Below are 18,050 nucleotides of genomic sequence, written 5' to 3'. Positions count from 1 at the left end.
TGGATGAAGTTTGAAGCCGAACCGCGGGCTTCGCTCTCTGTGCGAGGGGGAGCGCTGTTCGATCGCATCGACTACCGATCCATCGAGACTCCTGAGGAGAAAGATCAGCTCTATCAGATGCGCTACAGGGCCTATACGCGCGGCGGACTCATCCCGCCGTCCGAGTCCCAGCGCTACAGCGATAGTTACGACGATGCGCCCAATGCGAAGACATTCGGCGTTTATGTCGATGGAGAGATTTGCAGCTCGATCCGTCTCCACGTCCTGACGTCGGAACAGCGGATGTCCTGCACGACCGATTTGTTCGGCGACGTCCTTCACCCGCGCCTGGATCGGGGCGAGGTTTTCATCGATCCGGCCCGCTTTGTTGCAAGCCCAGAAAAAGCCAAGTGTTTTCCGGAGCTTCCTTATATGACGGTGCGGCTGGTGTTTCTGGCCTGCGAACATTTCAACGCGGATACCGGCCTCGCGCTCGTTCGACCTGCGCACGAGCCGTTCTATCGCCGGGTGTTCCTGAACGAAACCATCGCTGCGCCGCGCCTGTTTCCGAATGCCCTGGCAAAGGTGGCATTGATGGCGTCCGATTTCCGCGCCGTGCGGGAAAAGGTCCTGACGCGTTTTCCGATCATGCGCTCGAGCGCATTCGAGCGGCGCATGCTGTTTGAGCAGAGCGGTGCGCGGTCGGCGGGCGCTGACCTGCCGAAAGTGGCCTCCGAGCGTCCAAAGCTGGTTGCTTCCTCCTGACGACCCCGTCGGGCGGGTCGCCCGACCGGAAGCTGCGGTCCAGCCCCGCAGAAGGTCCAGGCCGGGCTCAATAATCCCCGGTTCCGCGCATCCAGCGGCTTGCCTTCACCCTCGCGCCACATTTACAACCCATTAACCATGATGGGTGCTTTTCGCTGGTTGGGGGCATTTGACCGGCTGAGGCAAGGTTCCGTCAAGGTTGACGGAACGTTCGCTTAACCAACCCCCTGTAGACCGGACAGCAGTGGACGAACGTGAGCGTGGAGGCTCCGGAATGAAATATCCTATGCGTATCCTCCAGGGATTGAAGCTGGCTGCAGTGGTCGCAATCGCGCTGTCGATGGGGGCGTGCGCCAAGCAGAATGCGGGCCTGGATGCCAATGCGAGCGCGGCGACGCCGGGCAGCCAGCAGGATTTCGTGGTGAACGTGGGCGACCGCGTGTTCTTCGAGAGCGACCAGACCGATCTGACCCCGCAGGCGATCGTGACCCTGGAGAAGCAGGCGCAGTGGCTGCAGACCTATCCGCGCTACTCCTTCACCATTGAAGGTCACGCTGACGAGCGCGGCACCCGCGAGTACAACATCGCCCTCGGCGCCCGCAGAGCCCAGTCGGTGCGCTCGTTCCTCGCCTCGCGCGGCATCGATGCGAACCGCATGCGCACGATCTCCTACGGCAAGGAGCGCCCGGTCGCCGTGTGTAACGACATCTCCTGCTGGTCGCAGAACCGTCGTGCTGTGACCGTGCTGAACGCGAGCTCCTGACGCTTCAGTCAGCCGCCGTTCATCTTCGGAAACCGACTATGCCGGCGCCCTCACGGGCGCCGGTTTTGTTTCAGCATTCTGTGACAGAATCCCCGTGGTGCCAGTCACAGTTTTGGCGTACTCCCCTTCAATGTGTGGCGCGCGCATGTTCCGTCGCAGGCCATTTCGCTTTCGTCGTCAGGGCAAGATGTCATCCAGATTTAAGGTCTTTACCGGCACCGTGGTCACCGCCGCGCTGCTCTGCTTTTGCACGCCTGTCTTCGCTCAGTCGGACGACGGCGACCCCGAGATTCGGATCGAGCGGCTGGAGAACCAGCTGCGCCAGCTCACCGGCCAGAACGAAGAGCTGCAATATCGCAACCGCCAGCTCGAGGATCGCATCCGGCAGCTCGAGGGCGGCGCGCAGGGCGCGACGCCCGGCCAGCCGCCGGTCCAGCCCAATGTCGCAGGCGTCCCACCGGCTCAGGTCGCCCCCGGCTATCGCCAGCAGCTGCCGCAACAGGCCATGCAGCCGAACTACGAGCAGCCGCAGATCGCGTCTCCCGCGCCGATCGTCCAGGAGCAGCCGGGCCCCGGCGCTCCCGGCGTTCGCCGCCGCGGCGATGCATTCGACCCGAGCCAGACCCCGAATGCGCCCGGTGCACCGCGCGCACTCGGTGGCGGCCAGCAGCCGATGTCGGCGGGCGGTGGCCAGGTTGGCGGGCGCGGCGCCGGCGAGCCGCTCGATCTCAGCAACAACGGTGGCCGCTATCCGCAGGCCGCAGCGCCGGCCCAGCCCGGCTATCCGCCGGCGCAACAGGGCTATCCCGCGCCGCCGGCCGGCGCTCCGGCGCTCGCGACGCTGCCGCCCTCGGCGACGCCGCGCGACGAGTTCGATCTCGGCATCGGCTACATGCAGCGCAAGGACTACGCGCTCGCCGAGCAGACCATGAAGAATTTCGCCGCGAAGTATCCGAACGACCCGCTGCTCGGCGACGCCCAATACTGGCTCGGCGAAAGCTATTTCCAGCGCCAGCAATATCGCGATTCCGCCGAAGCCTTCCTCGCCGTCACCACGAAGTACGACAAATCGGCCAAGGCCCCGGACGCGCTGCTGCGGCTCGGCCAGTCGCTCGCCGCGCTGAAGGAGAAGGAAGCCGCCTGCGCCGCCTTCGGCGAGGTCGGCCGCAAATATCCGCGTGCGTCGGGCGGCGTCAAAGCTGCCGTCGAGCGCGAGCAGAAGCGGGTGAAGTGCTAGGGACTGATCCGGACCCGAATGGCCGCATAGCGCAAAGTGAGCAGTGGCTTTCCGGAAAGATCAGGCGCCAACAATAAATCGCGCTTCGCGCGTAGTGGCGATCGCTGACAAGGCGGATGACGCTGCGCTAGATTGCAGCGTCATGTCCGACGGCGACAATTCTCCGATCTCCGCACGCGCGGCGAAGCAGCTCTTTGCCGAGTTGAAGGCTGCGCCGGCGCTGGTGCTCGCGGTCTCCGGCGGACCCGACTCGGTCGCGCTGATGTGGCTCGCGGCGCGCTGGCGGCGCAGTTTTACGCGCGGCCCTGAGCTCACGGTCGTCACCGTCGATCATGGTTTGCGGGCAGAGGCCGCACGCGAAGCGCGCGAGGTCAAGCGGCTCGCCGCCAAGCTTGGCCTTGCGCACCGGACCCTGCGCTGGCGCGGCGCCAAGCCGACGACGGGATTGCCCGCCGCCGCGCGCGAAGCCCGCTACCGCCTGCTCGTGCAAGCCGCCCGCAGCGCCGGCGCAAGCCACGTGCTGACCGCTCATACCCGTGACGACCAGGCCGAGACGCTTCTGATGCGGCTGCTCCGCGGCAGCGGCATCGCCGGGCTCTCGGCGATGGCGCGCTTCTCGAGCCGTGACGGCGTCGTGCTGGCGCGTCCGCTGCTCGATGTTCCGAAATCGCAACTGATCGCAACCCTGAAGCGGGCCGGGATCGGCTTCGCCGACGACCCCACCAACCGCGACGCGTCCTTCACGCGGCCCCGGCTTCGCGCACTGCTGCCGCAGCTCGCAGCCGAGGGCGGCGACGCCCGCACGCTGGTGCGGCTCTCGGTGCGGCTTGCCCGCGCCAACGCGGCGGTCGAGGTCCTGACCGACGGCGCCGAGCGCTTCCTCCGATTGCGGGATCGCGGCCAACAGCCGCAGCCGGGCGTTCGCAGTTTCGAGGCCGCGGCTTTTGCCACTTTGCCGGAAGAAGTCCGGCTGCGGCTCCTGCTGCGGGCGATCGACGCGCTCGGCCACGAAGGGCCTGCGGAACTCGGCAAGATCGAGACCCTGCTGGCCGCGCTCGATCAGGCCGTGCGCGATCAGAACATGGCTGGCGCGTCCCGCGCGCGGGCAAATGGCCGTGCGATCCTGAAGCAGACCCTGGCGGGAGCCTTGATCAGCCTTGCCGGGGGGCGTATCCACGTCGCGCCTGCGCCGGCCCGTCGTCGCAAAGGAGCGCAAAAGGGGGCCTGAAGGGCGGATGGGGACGGACCACGACACCGGCCGTTTCCATTGGCCACTGACAGGACACCTTAACCAGGCAGGAAAAACCCCGGCCCCGGTGCCATTATTTCAGCGGGAATCGCCCTAAGATGGGCTAAATAGTCCCATCTCGTTCCCTTGGCAGCGACCGGGGCGGCACCTAAATTGTAGACGTCTAACGATGAGGATTCCTTGGGGATTTCCTCGTGAAGCCCAAGGATGAGGCCGCGATCCGCGCGACCACGAAGGAAGATCGATGAACGCCAATCTGCGCAATTTCGCCCTCTGGGTCATCATTGTTTTGCTGCTGTTGGCGTTGTTCACGCTCTTCCAGAATCCGGGTCAACGGGCCTCCTCGCAGGACATCGCGTTCTCCCAGCTCCTGAGCGATGTTGACCAGGGTCGCGTCCGTGACGTCGTGATCCAGGGTCCCGATATTCACGGCACCTTTACCACCGGCCAGAGCTTCCAGACCTATGCGCCGAACGACCCGACGCTGGTGAAGCGCCTCTATGACAGCAAGGTCCAGATCACCGCGAAGCCGCCCGGCGACAACGTGCCGTGGTTCGTCTCGTTGCTCGTCTCCTGGCTGCCCTTCATCGCGCTGATCGGCGTGTGGATCTTCCTGTCGCGACAGATGCAGGGCGGCGCCGGCAAGGCGATGGGCTTCGGCAAGTCGCGCGCGAAGATGCTGACCGAGGCCCATGGCCGCGTCACCTTCGAGGACGTCGCCGGCGTGGACGAGGCCAAGCAGGACCTCCAGGAGATCGTCGAATTCCTCCGCGACCCCGGCAAATTCCAGCGCCTCGGCGGTCGCATTCCGCGCGGCGTGCTGCTGGTCGGCCCTCCCGGCACCGGTAAGACGCTGATCGCCCGCGCGGTCGCGGGCGAAGCCAACGTGCCGTTCTTCACCATTTCGGGTTCGGACTTCGTCGAAATGTTCGTCGGCGTCGGCGCCAGCCGCGTCCGCGACATGTTCGAGCAGGCCAAGAAGAACGCGCCCTGCATCATCTTCATCGACGAAATCGATGCGGTCGGTCGTCACCGTGGCGCCGGTCTCGGCGGCGGCAATGACGAGCGCGAGCAGACGCTGAACCAGTTGCTGGTCGAGATGGACGGCTTCGAGGCGAACGAGGGCGTGATCCTGATCGCCGCCACCAACCGTCCCGACGTGCTCGATCCCGCGCTGCTGCGTCCGGGCCGCTTCGACCGTCAGGTCGTGGTGCCCAATCCCGACGTCGTCGGCCGCGAGCAGATCCTCAAGGTTCACGTCCGCAAGGTGCCGCTGGCCCCCGATATCAACCTCAAGACCATCGCGCGCGGCACGCCTGGATTCTCCGGCGCCGACCTGATGAACCTCGTCAACGAAGCCGCGCTCACCGCTGCCCGCCGCAACAAACGCATGGTGACCCAGGCCGAGTTCGAGGAGGCCAAGGACAAGGTGATGATGGGCGCCGAGCGCAAATCGCTCGTCATGACCGAGGAAGAGAAGCTGCTGACGGCCTATCACGAGGGCGGCCACGCCATCGTCGGCCTCAACGTGCCTGCGACCGATCCGATCCACAAGGCGACGATCATTCCGCGCGGCCGTGCGCTCGGCATGGTCATGCAGCTGCCCGAGCGCGACAAGCTGTCGATGTCTCTGGAGCAGATGACCTCGCGCCTTGCCATCATGATGGGCGGCCGCGTCGCCGAAGAGCTGATCTTCGGCCGCGAGAAGGTGACCTCTGGTGCTGCCTCCGACATCGAGCAGGCCACGCGCCTTGCCCGGATGATGGTGACGCGCTGGGGCCTGTCGGAAGAACTCGGCACCGTCTCCTACGGCGAAAACCAGGACGAGGTGTTCTTGGGCATGTCGGTCTCGCGCACGCAGAACGCGTCTGAGGCGACCGTGCAGAAGATCGACTCCGAGATCCGCCGTCTGGTCGAGGAAGGCTACAAGGAAGCGACCCGCATCCTCACCGAGAAGCATGGCGATCTCGAAGCGCTGGCCAAGGGCCTGCTCGAGTTCGAAACGCTCAGCGGTGACGAGATCATCGACCTGCTCAAGGGCAAGAAGCCGAACCGCGAGTCCGTGCTCGAGCCGACCACGCCGCGCGCTTCCGCCGTGCCGCCGGCCGGCAAATCGCGCCCGCGGCCCGATCCGGATCCCGGCCTGGAGCCGCAGCCGCAGGCGTAATCGAGAAGCGGCAGATCGAATTGAAGAACGCGGCGGAAACGCCGCGTTTTTTATTGGCTGTTTTTTTCTTGCGGGCGGAAACAGTGTTGCCTCGTCATTGCGAGCGCAGCGAAGCAATCCGGAGTCTCTCCAAGGCGGTATTCTGGATTGCTTCGCTGCGCTCGCAATGACGAGACGGCCGCGGTTGCGACCGTAATTCAGCCCCGCCGTCTCTCAGGAGGCGAGACGAAGCCAGGCGTCCGTGCTCGCCAGCGTACCGTCCGGCGTGGCGATCTCCAGGTCCACGACGTGGAGGGAGCCAGGCTGGTTTCCGTAGATATATTTGAGGTGCCACACAGGCCCGAGGTCCGGCGTGATGATGAAGTCATCCAGCCCGTCGGTAATCGCGCGAATGGCCTCACGGTGCGTCAGGGGCGCCGAAAACATCGCATCGAGCAGATTGGCCAGACTCATGCCTTCGACCAGCATCATTCGCGCGACGTCGTCTCCGTGGACGTCGCGAAGTGCTGACACGATGACGGCGATTGCGTCCGGATTCTTCAATGACACGGATAGGCGGCCTCCGGGCCCATGATGCCGGAGGCAGATCGATCCGTGCAAGGCCTCTCGCAACGGTGTGGGGGAGCAAACCTCACGCTTGCAGACAGGCACTCGGTCCCGGTGCGTCCAGGTGCCGTTGCGAGATACCATCCACCATGATGACCGCGATGGCGTGCCATCGATGACCATGCCGGCGAGGGGGGTCGTATCCTGGTTAAGAGACCTGTCACCGGGGGCGGTGGTCCGATCCGGGAGCGTCGGTTAATTCGCCATTAGCGTTTGCGCTTTAGTCCTGATGCTGTCCGTCTTCATCGCTCCGCGAGCGTGGAGCGCCAGGGCGTCCATGACGGACTGTCGATCTTGCGCTCAACCGAGGCTGATGCCCAGCCGTCACCTTTTCCGGCACCCCAATGGCGGACGTCAACGTCACTTCTGACATGGTCTGCCAAGGTCGCTCGACCAGCATCTCGACCTTCTGGGCAGAAACCTTTCCGGTCGCAGCGGTCGCCACGGCGCTATCCGTGTTGCGCACGGGATTCGTCTTCGGCCTGACGAATAATCTCTATCATCTGCCGATCGTCGCCGGTCTCTACAACGAGCCGCAATATCAGGACGACGGGTTTATCCAGTCGTTGCGTTACTTCGCGTCCGGCGTCTGGCTGGTGTTGAGCGGAGTCGAGAAGTATTTCGACCACATTCCGCTGCTGTTCTTCATCCTGTTTTTCCTCTCCCGGCTCGTCTGCTTTGTCGGATTTCTCTGTTGCGCCACCCTGCTGGGGGTGACCGAGCGCCGCGACAAGATCGTCTTCAGCCTGATCGTCTGCTTCACCGCGTTTCTGGATGGCTACAGCTACGCCGGTTCCGGCGGTCTGTTCATCAACTACTTCACTCATTCGGAGATGGCGAATGGCGTGGCTCTTCTGGCAATCTACTTTGGCGCACGGGGCCGCTACACAGCAGCAGTCGTCGCCGTCGGCATCACGGCCTTCATCAACGCCTTCTTTGCGGCCTGGCTCGTGCCGCCGCTGGTGCTGATTGGAATCTATCATTTGTCGCAGCGGAGAACGACGATCGGCCAGCTCTCCTTGCGCGTGCTGATCGGCTCCGTTCTGAGCTTGCCGTTCCTGCTGGTCGTGCTTCACGGGTTTCTCGCAAATCCGGAATTTGGTCACCCGCTGGACATCGATTTTCGCAGTTTCCTTCGCCAGTATTTTCCGGGGCATTTCCTGATCGGTTCGACCTCGATCGGCGACATCGTCGGACTGCTTGGTGTCACCCTCGTCGGTGCGCTTGCGTTCTTCTGGCCGAAGCGGGTCGCCCCCGAATTGCGGGCAGCCTATTTGGGGGCCATTCTGGTCTATCTGATCGGCATCGTCCTTCCTTCCCTCACGGGATCACCGATTCTTATCAACCTTCATCTGCTGCGATCGGGCACGGTCATTCACCTGCTTGCCGCCCTGGCGATTGCGGCACTGGCGACGAACTGGTTGCGGCGCGACGGGGAGGCGACTTTCCTCCCGGCCTGTCTTGTCGTGCTGTTCCTGACCTTTGAAGGCTGGACCGGCCTGGCATTCGTTGCCGCCGTTTTGATCTTTGTCTTTCGAACTGGCGTGGCTGGACCGGCGCCGTCCTATCAGCGCACCGCCGGCTACCTGGTGCTTGCCATCACCGTGTTCGTTGCATGCCCGCTCGCGATCCGGTCCGGCGTCAACTTCAACCGTCTCTGCGATGAGGCGGTTGCCGAATGGACCGACATTGGCAGGTGGGCGCGTCTCAACACGCCTTCCACGGCGATGTTCCTCACGCCAAGACGACCGGAGCTCGAGGGTCGGCCCGAAGTGAGCCTTGCCGATATGGCGCTGGATCGCGCCGGCGTCTTCGAGTTCGTCTCGCATCGTCGCATCTGGGTCGATTTCAAACGCGGTGGATCGTCGGTGCTGACGCCTTCCTACTATCGAATCTGGCGACCCCGGATGACCGACGTCGATGGCCTCAATTCGCTCGCGGAGCGAATGGCTTACGCGTCGCGCAACGGCATCGGCTATGTCGTCGACATCTGTCAGGGCCCGGAAACGGGAAGCGGCCTGCTCTATCGAACGAAGCGGCTCTGCGTATTTTCAACGGGCGCCGATCGGCCTGCGGCACGGAAAGACACATCGCCGACGGCCGATCGATCTGCCGGTTGAGCAATCGAACGCGGCCTGGGCATGCCCTGCGTTCACTTCGGCGGCGTGGTGATCTGCTGATCGTCCCGCATATGGATCACGGCAATCTTGTCCGCATAGACCCGCTTCCAGCCCTTGATGTGATCCAGAATTTGGGCGGCGGGTGAATCGACCGTCAGCAGGGTCGCATCGATCCCGAATTCGTCGAGCATCCGCAGGAGGCCGGGCACGTCGCGGCCGTCTTCGGCGGCGAAATAGTCCATCAGGAATTTCTCGCCGAAAAGCTCCGACCGGCCATCGACGAAAGGCCTGATGCCGCGAACGATGAGGTAGCCGCCGAAACCGTAGGAATTGAAGATGCGCGCGGCCTTGCGCTCGGCCAGCACATCGGCTGCCGCAACCGGCGTCTGCGCCGTGGAGAATTCGAAGGTGTGATGTGCGGCGAAGGTCGCTGTCGCGCTTGCGGTCGCGAGCAGGATCGCCATGGCGGCCAGAGCCGCGGGGGCGCCGGGTGCCATCCGCAGGCCGCGCGGTGGTTCTGAAACGGACTTGATCCAGCCACTCAGCGGCTGCGCCAGAACCAGGGGGACGAGCACACCAAAGGTTTCGATGCTGCGGACATGTGCCAGCGCCATCCAGGTGGCGCCGAGGATCAGCAGCACGCGCGGCGGCGACAGCGACAGGCCGCGCGTCAACGCGAGACCGAGCAATCCGAGCAGTGCGCCGGCGAACGGACTGAAGGAGCTGAAATCGGCCGGACGCCATTCGGCGATGACGGAGAATGATTTGCCGAGGTTGAGGATGCGGGCGGCCCCGAGTAGCGTGTCCAGGCCATAGGGCGTGCAGCAGCTCGCCGCGAGCGCGCCAAGCCCGAATGTGGCCCATTGCACCGCGAGCGCCAGCCGGCGCGCGGGCGCTGCGCGCCAGAGCGATTCGAGGCCGATTGCACCGGTCAGGGCGAGCCCGAGCACGAAGCCGCCGTGAAGGTTGGCCCACAGCGCCATCAACGGCAGCAACAGGAATGATGGCGCGCGGCCGCGATCGGCGGCGGTCATCAACGCGCCGCTCCAGGCGACCATGACCGGCAGCGCCAGCACATGCGGGCGGGCCAGCAGATGCGGCGCCGCCAGCGTCATCATCAGCAGGCAGAACACCAGTGCATAGGGCAGGTCGAGATGCCGTTGCAGGAAGGCCAGCAGCAGCGCCATCGCGAGCGCGATCGCGGCTGCGGTGAGCACGACGGGCCCGGCCCAGCCCCACCCCGCATAGGTCGTCGCGAACAGCACCTGCGACAACCACGACGTCGAGAGCCAGACCTCGCCCTGACGCGTCAGCGAATAGAGATCGGTCCAGGGCACGGCGTGATGATCGAGAATCCACTGGCCGACCTTGATCTGCCAGAGCGTATCCGGATCGTGCAGCAGGCTGTCGCCGCTCACCAGCAGCAGCAGGAAACTCGCGGCTGCGACGCAGAGCGGCGCCAGATTGCGCTGGGTGCGCGCGACCGGAAGACTGGCGGCGATGGTCATGCGGTCACGTTCAAGGTTTGGCCGGCGCGACCGCGCCTGCCTCGTCATCGCGCACATGGATCACGGCGATGTTGTCGCCATAGAGCCGCTTCCAGCCCTTGATGTGGTCGAGCACCTGGGCGGCAGGCGAGTCGGCGACCAGCAGCGTGGCGTCGATCTTGTATTCGTCAAGCAGCCGCGTGAGGTTGTCGAGCTTCTTGACCTCGATCGCCTTGAAGAAGTCCATCACGAACTTCTCGCCATAGAGCTCGGCACGGCCGTCGACGAACACCGGAATGTCGCGCGAGATCAGATAGCCGCCGAACTGGTAGGCATTGAAGATGCGCTGCGCCTTGCGCTGCTGGAGCAGGTCGACGGCGGCGACCGGCGTTTGGTCCATCGTGAAGGTGAAGCGGTGATGCGACATGTAGATCGAGGTCGAGGTCCAGGCCGCGGCCGCGATCATCAGCGCGCCCGTCATGGTGACGTAGCGCGCCGCCCAGCTCTCGGTGGCCGGCGTGTCGGTTTGCGGCAGCGGCGAGGTCTCGCCGAGGGGCTTCGCCAGCGCCAGCGGCACCAGGAAGGCAAAGGCCTCGATGCTCCTGACATGGGTCAGTCCCATCCAGGTGAACAGCAGGATCAGCAGGATGCGCGGCGGCGACAGCGTGAGGCCACGAAACAGGCCGATGGCGATGAGGCCGAGGATCGCGCCCTCGAATGCGGAGAACGAGGCGAAATTCGCCGGCATCCATTCCGAGATGACCGACAGCAGTTCGCCGAGATTGAGGATATTGGTCGCACCCAGCAGCGTGCGCCAGCCATAGGGGGTAACACAGGCGGCCGCCATCGCGGCGACGCCGAACAGGAACCAGCGCGCGAGCAGCCGGATCTGCTTGCCGGAATCCAGCGTCCAGATGGCCTCGAGGGCCATCGGGCCGATCAGTGCGAGGCCGAGCACGAAACCGCCATGCAGGTTTGCCCATAGCGACATCAACGGCAGCCAGACCCAGGACGGCGTCACCTTGCGATCAGCCGCATTCATCAGCACGCCGACCCACGCGATCATCACCGGCAGCGCCAGGATGTGCGGGCGCGCCAGGATGTGATGCAGCGACAGCAGCACCGCCAGCATCGCGAACAGCACCGAGTGCGGAATTTCGAGATGGGCGTCGAGCAGGTACACGAAGATCGCCGCGGAGGCCGCGATCGCGAGCGCGGAGAGGATCACCGGTCCCGCCCAGTCCCACTGCGTATAGGAGACCGAAAACAGAATTTGCGACAGCCAGGACGTCGAGATCCAGGGCTGGCCTTGTCGCGTGAAGGAATAGAAGTCGGTGTAGGGCAGGGCGTGGTGATCGAGGATCCACTGACCGATCTTGATCTGCCAGAACGAGTCGGAGTCCTGAAGCAGCGTGTCGCCGATATAGAGGAAGAAGAGATAGGCACCCGCGCCGACACACAGCGGCACCAGCGCCCGCGCGCGGCCCTGCACTGTGATGCTGTTGGTGAAGGAAAGGGACATGCCGCCTCGTGTTGTTCTTGGTCCTGTTGGCCGAGCGGGCGGCATTGGACCACGGCGGTCATAACTTCCAGTAAATCGGCGGAAATGGCTTGCTGGATGTCCGCGCAATTTAACCGATTGTTTTCAATTTCGGTTTACCATCGGCGAATACATGCAATCCATTCCGTGTTTACGCAGTCGAATTAACTGCGGCGCAAGTCTTTGAGCTTAGGTTGAGTTCCATGGTTCGGCGGCGCTGGGAAGCCGAAGAGACCAGACCATTGAAGCCTCGTGTACCTTTTGGAGCAGTCTATGAAGAACCTCGTTTCGCGTTTCGTGAAGGATGAGTCCGGCGCCACCGCCATCGAATACGGCCTGATCGCTGCCGGCATCGCGCTGGCGATCATCACCGTCGTCAACAACCTCGGCACCACGCTGAACACCAAGTTCGGCTCGATCTCGTCCAGCCTCAAGTAAGCTGAGACGAAGCAAGAGTTTCAAAGAGCCCCGTCCTCGGACGGGGCTCTTTTCGTTTTGGGCGCGCGGCAGCGTCAGCGTTCGATCGTTGCTATCGTGATTGTGGGCCCGGCGCCGCGTGCCTTTGCATACCTTACGGCAACCTAGCCGAGGCCGGGCTGCCAGACGGTCGCTGCGTCCTTCGCGACGTCATTCGCCGCGCGGCTCATCCATTCCAGATAAGCCTTCGCGGCCCAGATCGACGCTGCCGCCAGCGCAACGCCACCGGCGACGTCGATGATGTAATGCGCGCCGATCACCGGCGCTGCCGCAATCATCAGGACATTGAGCGCGGCAGCGATGCCGCCGATACGGCGCACCGGCCACAGCGCCCACATATAGAGCACGGCGGAGGCGGCGTGAAAGCTCGGAAACGAGACGATGCCGGCGAGTCTGAACAATCGCAGCTCATGCAGGCTGCCGTCGCGCAGCGCCAGGATGTCGCGCAACTGCCCGGCGTAAACAGTGGTGTTGATCTCCGGCAAATGCGCGGCCGGCAATTGCAGTGCGTAATAGGTGCCGATGGCTGGCACCAGCGCGGAGATCGCGATGGTGACCGCGAGCGCAAGGCTCATCGCCAGCATGAACAATTGCAGCCGCACGTAACGCGCCGTCAGCGACAGCACGACGGGAACGCCGAGCAGCGGCCATTTGATCAGGCCGTAGCCGCGCGAGAGCAAGTCCGAGAGCCAGGGCTGGTCGTTGACGAAGCGTGCGATCGGCTCCGGATCCAGACCGAGCGCGCGATCGATTGCGAGCAGCGCGTGGTCCTGGAGCGGAAACCCCATCTTGCCGGCGACATAGCTGAGCGGCCCGACGATGGCGCAGGTGATGATGACCTGGCCAATCGTGCCGAGCGAGAAGATCAGTTTCGGATCGGCGAGATCGCCCCTGGCGATGCGGTGGCGATAGGCGATGGCCACGAAAGAGGCCGCGATCGCAAGCGTGATGCCGTAGGCGACCGGCTCGAGCCTGAGGCCGGTGATGGACAGGCCAAGCATGAGCAGGCCGCCCATGGTTGCGATGGGAAGCCAGTTCAAATGGAAGAGCTGCCAGGCGGTCTTGGCGTCCGTGTCGACCATGCTGCACCGGGTTGGATCGCAGCCACAGTCGCGGAGGCGCTTTAAGACCGCGGTAAGAATTGTGGTCAGCCGTTTGCCAATTGATTCCCTGCAATTTGAGCGGTTTGCAGCGCAGCGTCGCAGGCCCTTCCAAGTGTGACGCATCACGCATTTGCTTCTTGTCATCCCCCGTGAATAGTTGTTCAGTCCTTGCGGGGCGATTTGCAGCGAATTCAGTGACGAAGCGTTCGGCCGCGGGCGTGCGGCAGGCGTGGTGGGACAGGAAGCGCGCCATGGTTTATCGGCGGACGCATCAAGTGGTGAAGCGCCTTGCGGCGCGGCGCAGCGCCATCCTGGCGGCGGCAAGGGAAGCCGCAGCCGAAGGGGGCATGGCGGCGGTGCAGATCGCGCCCGTCGCGGTCAGGGCCAACGTGGCCGCCGGGACCGTCTATCGTTACTTCCCTTCCAAGGCGGAGCTGATTTCCGAACTGATCTCCGAGGTCTCCCGCGACGAGCTCGCGGCGATCAGGCGGGCGGCCGATGCCGCGCCGGGGCCGTCCTCCGCGCTGGCAGCGGCGGTGACCACCGTGGCGGTCCACACGCTGTCGCAGCGCCGGCTGGCCTGGGGCATTTTGGCTGAGCCCGTCGACGTCGATGTCAGCGCGTCCAGGCTCGCCAGCCGCCGCGAGATCGCAGGTGAGATCGCCGCACGGATCGACGCTGCGGTGCGCGCCGGCCATCTGCCGGCGCAGGACACGGCCCTGGCCGCAACCGCGCTGCTCGGCGCGCTGCACGAGGCGCTGGTCGGGCCGCTGGCGCCCGACAATCTCGAAGATCCCGCGAAGATGCGCGATGCGGTGCAGACCGTGACGTTGCTGGCGCTGCGCGCCGTCGGCGTCATGGACGCCCGCGCGCGTGGTCTGGTGGTGCAGCAGACGCTGCTGCCGACGACCAAGGCGCTGGTCGGGGCTTAAGTTCCGCTGCACCAGGCGACGGAGATCTGACCGCGCTCAGGCTGCTGCCCGGGCAGCTGTTTTCGCAAAACCCGGGCAGGGCAGCCGGACAGGCCGCCTACTGTGCATGGGGTTGTTTTCGCGGATCTGGTTGGCGGCTGGCCCGCCGCCTCACAAATTCGCGTCGCCCTCGGGGCCGACCGAGGCGATGCGCACCATGTTGGTGGTGCCGGGAATGCCGAGCGGTACGCCGGCGACGATGATCACGCGCTGGCCGGCGCGGACGAAACCGTCGCGGAAGGCGATCTGGCCGGCGCGACTCACCATGTCGTCCTGGTCGCGCGCGTCCTCCGCCACCACGCAATGCACGCCCCAGACGACGGCGAGCCGGCGGCCGGCGGTGATGTTCGGCGTGATCGCCACGACCGGCGGCTTCGGCCGCTCGCGCGCCACGCGCGCTGCGGTCGAGCCGGAGCTGGTCCAGCAGATCAGGGCGGGCAGGTCGAGCGTCTCGGCGATCTGTCGCGCGGCGTCCGCGATGGCATCGCCCGCGGTGGATTCCGGCGCCGGGCGCTGGGCCGTGATCACCGAGCGGTAAGTCGGGTCGCGCTCGACCTCCTCGCCGATGCGGTTCATGGTCGAGACCGCCTCGACCGGGAATTTGCCGGCCGCCGATTCCGCCGACAGCATGATGGCGTCGGCGCCCTCATAGACGGCGGTGGCGACGTCGGAGACTTCGGCGCGGGTCGGCACCGGCGACTGGATCATCGATTCCAGCATTTGCGTCGCGACCACCACCGGCTTGCCGGCGCGCCGCGCCATGCGCGTCATTTGCTTCTGCAGGCTCGGCACACGCTCGAGCGGCAGCTCGACACCGAGGTCGCCGCGCGCCACCATCAGCGCGTCGGAGGCCTCGATGATGTCGGCGAGGCGGTCGATCGCCTGCGGCTTCTCGATCTTGGCCATCACAGCGGCACGGCCGCGGATCATCTTCTTGGCTTCGAGCACGTCATCGGCGCGCTGCACGAAAGAGAGCGCGATCCAGTCGACGCCGGTGACGAGCGCGGCCTCGAGGTCGGCGCGGTCCTTCGGCGTCATTGCCGAGACCGGCAGATCGGTGTCGGGCAGGCTGACGCCCTTGCGGTCGGACATCTTGCCGCCGACCACGACACGCGTCACCGCGTGTTCCTTGGTGGTCTCTTCCGCGATCAGCCGCACCTTGCCGTCGTCGAGCAGCAGCGCGTGGCCGGGCCGTAGCGCCGCCAGGATCTCGGGATGGGGAAGGTTGACGCGATTGGCATCGCCCGGCGTCTTGTCGGAATCGAGCGTGAAGGTCTGACCGTTCTGGAGCTGGACCGAGCCTTCGGCGAAGGAGCCGAGCCGGAGCTTCGGGCCCTGGAGGTCGACTAGGATGCCGATCGGGCGGCCGTAGCTGCTCTCGACGTTGCGGATCGTCGCCACCAGCTCCCGCATCTTGTCATGCGGGGTGTGGCTCATATTGATGCGGAACACGTCGGCGCCGGCCTCGAACAGGCGGCGGATCATCGCGAGATCCGAAGAGGCGGGTCCGAGGGTCGCGAGAATCTTGATACGGCGAAGACGCCTCATGGCTTATTCCCAGACGGTGGCGAGGGGGCTGGCGGGAGGCCAGGTGCGGCCGGGGGCGTACCACCGGGCGGACTATTGGGCAAACCCGGAACGCCGCCACCAGGGCCGACAGGGCCGGGCATCCCGGGGACACGCGGCTGCGACGGCTGCTCATTGACGTCGGTGAGCTGCACCGTCCACGCCCGCTGCTCGCCGGTATCGACCTCGAAATAGCCGGTCCGGTCGTAGCCGCGCGCCAGACAGTCCTCGGTGCCGCGGATCGTGAATTCCTTGTCGCGCGAGCACATGAAGGCCTGCCCCGACCATTCGCCGCCGCGGTCATAGTCGATCGCGTAGATGTAATAGTAGCGGGCGACCAGCGTTCCCCGCAGCAGGGTCTCGCAGGAGCGGGACGAGATGTTCCACCAGCCTTCGGTGGTCCAGCCGTCGGCGTCCTTGTAGCCGAGCGCGATGCCGACCCGGCTGGAGGTGTTGTTGCAAAGCCGGAAATCGGCCGCGGCCGGGCTGGCCCAGAGGCACATCAGGCCAACCGCGAGCACCGGGACCAACCGGGCGAGCAGGCGAAGGGGGGAGCGGGGAGATTCGGCGATCATTGTCGCGGAACGTATACCAGATGATTGACGATTTGGCGTAGGGGCCAGGAACTGCCGATTTGTCGGCTCAGCGGCCGTTTGCGCCGCGATATGGCAAAATCTGTGACAGGACCCCACCTGATCCCGTAAGGGTGACCACCTTCAAACGAAAGGCCAAGGGGCCCAGCCATGGCAATCGACGACAAAACCAGAACGGAGCTCGAGGCGGCCGCTTTTCGGCGCCTGGTCGAACATCTGAAGACGCGGACCGACGTCCAGAACATCGATCTGATGAATCTGGCAGGCTTCTGCCGCAACTGCCTCTCCAACTGGCTCAAGGACGCCGCGGACGCTCAAGGCGTGCCCCTGAGCAAGGACGAGAGCCGGGAGGAAATCTACGGCATGCCTTACGAGACCTGGAAGGCGAAGCACCAGGGCACGGCCACGCCCGAGCAGATCGGGGCGATGAAGAAGGTCCATCCCCACAATCACTGAGGGGACTGTCCGAGGAGCCGCTTGAGTCGCACCACACAACAGCTTTCTTTGCTTGCCAGCAGGAAGGTGTGGGCGCGCTGTGGACGAGCGCGATGCTTGCTTGAACGTGAGGAGCGCCAACCCTAAGGGTTCTGGCAGCACGCGCGGTGAGGATGCCGGCGTCACCTCGTTTTGCCAGTTCCATTGGGAGTACCAAGATGGCCACCTCCGCCGCCGTCCGCGACGACGAGCCCGCGACGAAATTTGCCAAGGACCAGCTCAAATCCATCATCGAGCGCATCGAGCGGCTGGAGGAAGAGAAGAAGGCGATTTCCGACGACATCCGCGACGTCTATGCCGAGAGCAAGGGTAACGGTTACGACGTCAAGGCGCTGCGCACCATCGTGCGGATGCGCAAGCAGGACCCCAACGAACGCGCCGAAGCCGAGACCATTCTCGAGACCTACATGCAGGCGCTGGGCATGCTCTGAGGCGTTTTGCGCCTCGGACATTGATCAGGCTACAAATCGCGGTTGTTGCACTTCGTTTGTGAACGGAGACGCCAGTGACCGCACCACCCTTGCCCCGTGACGTGAACCATGCCTTCGGCGCTCTTCCAGCGCCGATCGGCAATTGCTCCAGGTGCGCGACCTGATTTTCGCGACGGCTGCGAAGCACGACAACGTCGGCCGGCTCACCGAAACTCTGAAATGGGGCGAGCCTGCCTATCTGACCGATGAGACCGGCAGCGGCTCGACAATCCGGCTCGGCCGCCTCAAGGACTCCGAGCAAGCCGCCATTCTCTTCAATTGCAAAACCACGCTCGTCGATACGTTTCGCGAGCGTTTTCCCGATCAGTTCGAATATCGGCAGACTCGGGCGTTGCTTTTGCCCGTGGCGGGCAAGCTTGCGAAGCTGGAGCTGTCAGTCTGCCTGTCGCTGGCGCTGACCTATCATCTGGATCGGCGGGGCAAGAAAGCGCGCTAGGCGTT

The 18,050-nt window shown here is 64.8% G+C and carries 16 protein-coding genes and 1 pseudogene; 11 read left to right on the top strand and 6 right to left on the bottom strand.

Annotated features, from left to right (window positions below; all coding sequences use genetic code 11):
• Nucleotides 1-3: 3 nt before the first annotated feature.
• The 5 genes from JQ631_RS24640 (at nucleotide 4) to ftsH (ending at nucleotide 6,160) form a co-directional block, all read left to right on the top strand.
• On the top strand, nucleotides 4-744 hold the full coding sequence (locus JQ631_RS24640) for an N-acyl amino acid synthase FeeM domain-containing protein (RefSeq protein ID WP_212330267.1): 741 nt from the start codon (nucleotides 4-6) through the stop codon (nucleotides 742-744).
• 274 nt (nucleotides 745-1,018) lie between these two features.
• The gene (pal, locus tag JQ631_RS24635; RefSeq protein WP_148772002.1) at nucleotides 1,019-1,507 is read left to right on the top strand and encodes a peptidoglycan-associated lipoprotein Pal; all 489 of its coding nucleotides are present in this window, start codon (nucleotides 1,019-1,021) and stop codon (nucleotides 1,505-1,507) included.
• Nucleotides 1,508-1,694: 187 nt separating this feature from the next.
• Nucleotides 1,695-2,744 (top strand): tol-pal system protein YbgF, encoded by a 1,050-nt coding sequence (gene ybgF, locus JQ631_RS24630; RefSeq protein WP_212330265.1) that lies wholly within the window; start codon nucleotides 1,695-1,697, stop codon nucleotides 2,742-2,744.
• Nucleotides 2,745-2,886: 142 nt separating this feature from the next.
• On the top strand, nucleotides 2,887-3,972 hold the full coding sequence (gene tilS, locus JQ631_RS24625) for a tRNA lysidine(34) synthetase TilS (RefSeq protein WP_212330263.1): 1,086 nt from the start codon (nucleotides 2,887-2,889) through the stop codon (nucleotides 3,970-3,972).
• Nucleotides 3,973-4,237: 265 nt separating this feature from the next.
• Complete coding sequence (ftsH, locus tag JQ631_RS24620; protein WP_212330261.1) at nucleotides 4,238-6,160, top strand: ATP-dependent zinc metalloprotease FtsH; 1,923 nt, start codon at nucleotides 4,238-4,240, stop codon at nucleotides 6,158-6,160.
• A 213-nt stretch (nucleotides 6,161-6,373) separates the two neighbouring features.
• On the opposite strand, the gene JQ631_RS24615 is transcribed toward ftsH, so the two are convergent.
• The gene (locus tag JQ631_RS24615; protein WP_212330258.1) at nucleotides 6,374-6,709 is read right to left on the bottom strand and encodes a hypothetical protein; all 336 of its coding nucleotides are present in this window, start codon (nucleotides 6,707-6,709) and stop codon (nucleotides 6,374-6,376) included.
• Between the two features lie 401 nt (nucleotides 6,710-7,110).
• On the opposite strand from JQ631_RS24615, the gene JQ631_RS24610 reads away from it, so the two are divergent.
• Nucleotides 7,111-8,886: a DUF6798 domain-containing protein gene (locus JQ631_RS24610; RefSeq protein WP_212330256.1), complete on the top strand. Its 1,776-nt coding sequence runs from the start codon at nucleotides 7,111-7,113 to the stop codon at nucleotides 8,884-8,886.
• A gap of 32 nt (nucleotides 8,887-8,918) precedes the next feature.
• Here JQ631_RS24610 and JQ631_RS24605 read toward each other — a convergent pair whose 3' ends face one another.
• Nucleotides 8,919-10,394 carry a hypothetical protein gene (locus JQ631_RS24605; protein ID WP_212330253.1) on the bottom strand — a complete coding sequence of 492 codons (1,476 nt, stop codon included), beginning with the start codon at nucleotides 10,392-10,394 and terminating at the stop codon, nucleotides 8,919-8,921.
• Nucleotides 10,395-10,404: 10 nt separating this feature from the next.
• Nucleotides 10,405-11,895, bottom strand: a complete 1,491-nt coding sequence (locus tag JQ631_RS24600; RefSeq protein WP_212330251.1) for a hypothetical protein — start codon at nucleotides 11,893-11,895, stop codon at nucleotides 10,405-10,407.
• Nucleotides 11,896-12,186: 291 nt separating this feature from the next.
• On the opposite strand from JQ631_RS24600, the gene JQ631_RS24595 reads away from it, so the two are divergent.
• Complete coding sequence (locus JQ631_RS24595) at nucleotides 12,187-12,351, top strand: Flp family type IVb pilin (RefSeq protein WP_194466236.1); 165 nt, start codon at nucleotides 12,187-12,189, stop codon at nucleotides 12,349-12,351.
• Between the two features lie 143 nt (nucleotides 12,352-12,494).
• Here the strand turns inward: JQ631_RS24595 and JQ631_RS24590 are convergent, their stop codons facing one another.
• Nucleotides 12,495-13,472, bottom strand: coding sequence for a phosphatase PAP2 family protein (locus JQ631_RS24590; protein ID WP_212330249.1), 978 nt, complete (start codon nucleotides 13,470-13,472; stop codon nucleotides 12,495-12,497).
• A 272-nt stretch (nucleotides 13,473-13,744) separates the two neighbouring features.
• On the opposite strand from JQ631_RS24590, the gene JQ631_RS24585 reads away from it, so the two are divergent.
• A complete protein-coding gene (locus JQ631_RS24585; RefSeq protein ID WP_212331575.1) occupies nucleotides 13,745-14,425 on the top strand; it encodes a TetR/AcrR family transcriptional regulator in 681 nt (226 codons plus the stop codon).
• Between the two features lie 150 nt (nucleotides 14,426-14,575).
• Here the strand turns inward: JQ631_RS24585 and pyk are convergent, their stop codons facing one another.
• Together pyk and JQ631_RS24575 are read right to left on the bottom strand one after the other, a co-directional pair.
• The gene (gene pyk / locus JQ631_RS24580; RefSeq protein WP_212330247.1) at nucleotides 14,576-16,012 is read right to left on the bottom strand and encodes a pyruvate kinase; all 1,437 of its coding nucleotides are present in this window, start codon (nucleotides 16,010-16,012) and stop codon (nucleotides 14,576-14,578) included.
• Nucleotides 16,009-16,605 carry a DUF1036 domain-containing protein gene (locus JQ631_RS24575; protein WP_212330245.1) on the bottom strand — a complete coding sequence of 199 codons (597 nt, stop codon included), beginning with the start codon at nucleotides 16,603-16,605 and terminating at the stop codon, nucleotides 16,009-16,011. The genes pyk and JQ631_RS24575 overlap by 4 nt, the downstream gene beginning before the upstream one ends.
• 168 nt (nucleotides 16,606-16,773) lie before the next feature.
• Here JQ631_RS24575 and JQ631_RS24570 point away from each other — a divergent pair, with 168 nt between their 5' ends.
• From JQ631_RS24570 to JQ631_RS24560, 3 genes and pseudogenes are all read left to right on the top strand, one after another.
• On the top strand, nucleotides 16,774-17,079 hold the full coding sequence (locus JQ631_RS24570; RefSeq protein ID WP_212330243.1) for a DUF1244 domain-containing protein: 306 nt from the start codon (nucleotides 16,774-16,776) through the stop codon (nucleotides 17,077-17,079).
• A gap of 197 nt (nucleotides 17,080-17,276) precedes the next feature.
• Complete coding sequence (locus JQ631_RS24565; RefSeq protein ID WP_014492426.1) at nucleotides 17,277-17,549, top strand: DUF2312 domain-containing protein; 273 nt, start codon at nucleotides 17,277-17,279, stop codon at nucleotides 17,547-17,549.
• 74 nt (nucleotides 17,550-17,623) lie between these two features.
• Nucleotides 17,624-18,045: pseudogene (locus tag JQ631_RS24560) on the top strand (DUF1801 domain-containing protein).
• The last annotated feature ends 5 nt before the right edge of the window (nucleotides 18,046-18,050 follow it).

The sequence above is a fragment of the Bradyrhizobium manausense genome, from assembly GCF_018131105.1.
GTDB classification, from domain to species: domain Bacteria; phylum Pseudomonadota; class Alphaproteobacteria; order Rhizobiales; family Xanthobacteraceae; genus Bradyrhizobium; species Bradyrhizobium manausense_B.
The sequence above is the reverse complement of the archived record's forward strand: the minus strand, read 5'-3'. Positions and strand labels throughout refer to the sequence as shown.

Bases quoted from the DNA above. Each gene is read 5' to 3' on its own strand.
- JQ631_RS24565 (WP_014492426.1), top strand. From the start codon at position 17,277: ATGGCCACCTCCGCCGCCGTCCGCGACGACGAGCCCGCGACGAAATTT.
- JQ631_RS24600 (WP_212330251.1), bottom strand. From the start codon at position 11,895: ATGTCCCTTTCCTTCACCAACAGCATCACAGTGCAGGGCCGCGCGCGG.
- JQ631_RS24610 (WP_212330256.1), top strand. From the start codon at position 7,111: ATGGCGGACGTCAACGTCACTTCTGACATGGTCTGCCAAGGTCGCTCG.
- JQ631_RS24595 (WP_194466236.1), top strand. From the start codon at position 12,187: ATGAAGAACCTCGTTTCGCGTTTCGTGAAGGATGAGTCCGGCGCCACC.
- pal (WP_148772002.1), top strand. From the start codon at position 1,019: ATGAAATATCCTATGCGTATCCTCCAGGGATTGAAGCTGGCTGCAGTG.
- JQ631_RS24570 (WP_212330243.1), top strand. From the start codon at position 16,774: ATGGCAATCGACGACAAAACCAGAACGGAGCTCGAGGCGGCCGCTTTT.
- JQ631_RS24605 (WP_212330253.1), bottom strand. From the start codon at position 10,394: ATGACCATCGCCGCCAGTCTTCCGGTCGCGCGCACCCAGCGCAATCTG.
- JQ631_RS24585 (WP_212331575.1), top strand. From the start codon at position 13,745: ATGGTTTATCGGCGGACGCATCAAGTGGTGAAGCGCCTTGCGGCGCGG.
- ybgF (WP_212330265.1), top strand. From the start codon at position 1,695: ATGTCATCCAGATTTAAGGTCTTTACCGGCACCGTGGTCACCGCCGCG.
- ftsH (WP_212330261.1), top strand. From the start codon at position 4,238: ATGAACGCCAATCTGCGCAATTTCGCCCTCTGGGTCATCATTGTTTTG.
- JQ631_RS24575 (WP_212330245.1), bottom strand. From the start codon at position 16,605: ATGATCGCCGAATCTCCCCGCTCCCCCCTTCGCCTGCTCGCCCGGTTG.
- pyk (WP_212330247.1), bottom strand. From the start codon at position 16,012: ATGAGGCGTCTTCGCCGTATCAAGATTCTCGCGACCCTCGGACCCGCC.
- tilS (WP_212330263.1), top strand. From the start codon at position 2,887: ATGTCCGACGGCGACAATTCTCCGATCTCCGCACGCGCGGCGAAGCAG.
- JQ631_RS24590 (WP_212330249.1), bottom strand. From the start codon at position 13,472: ATGGTCGACACGGACGCCAAGACCGCCTGGCAGCTCTTCCATTTGAAC.
- JQ631_RS24640 (WP_212330267.1), top strand. From the start codon at position 4: ATGAAGTTTGAAGCCGAACCGCGGGCTTCGCTCTCTGTGCGAGGGGGA.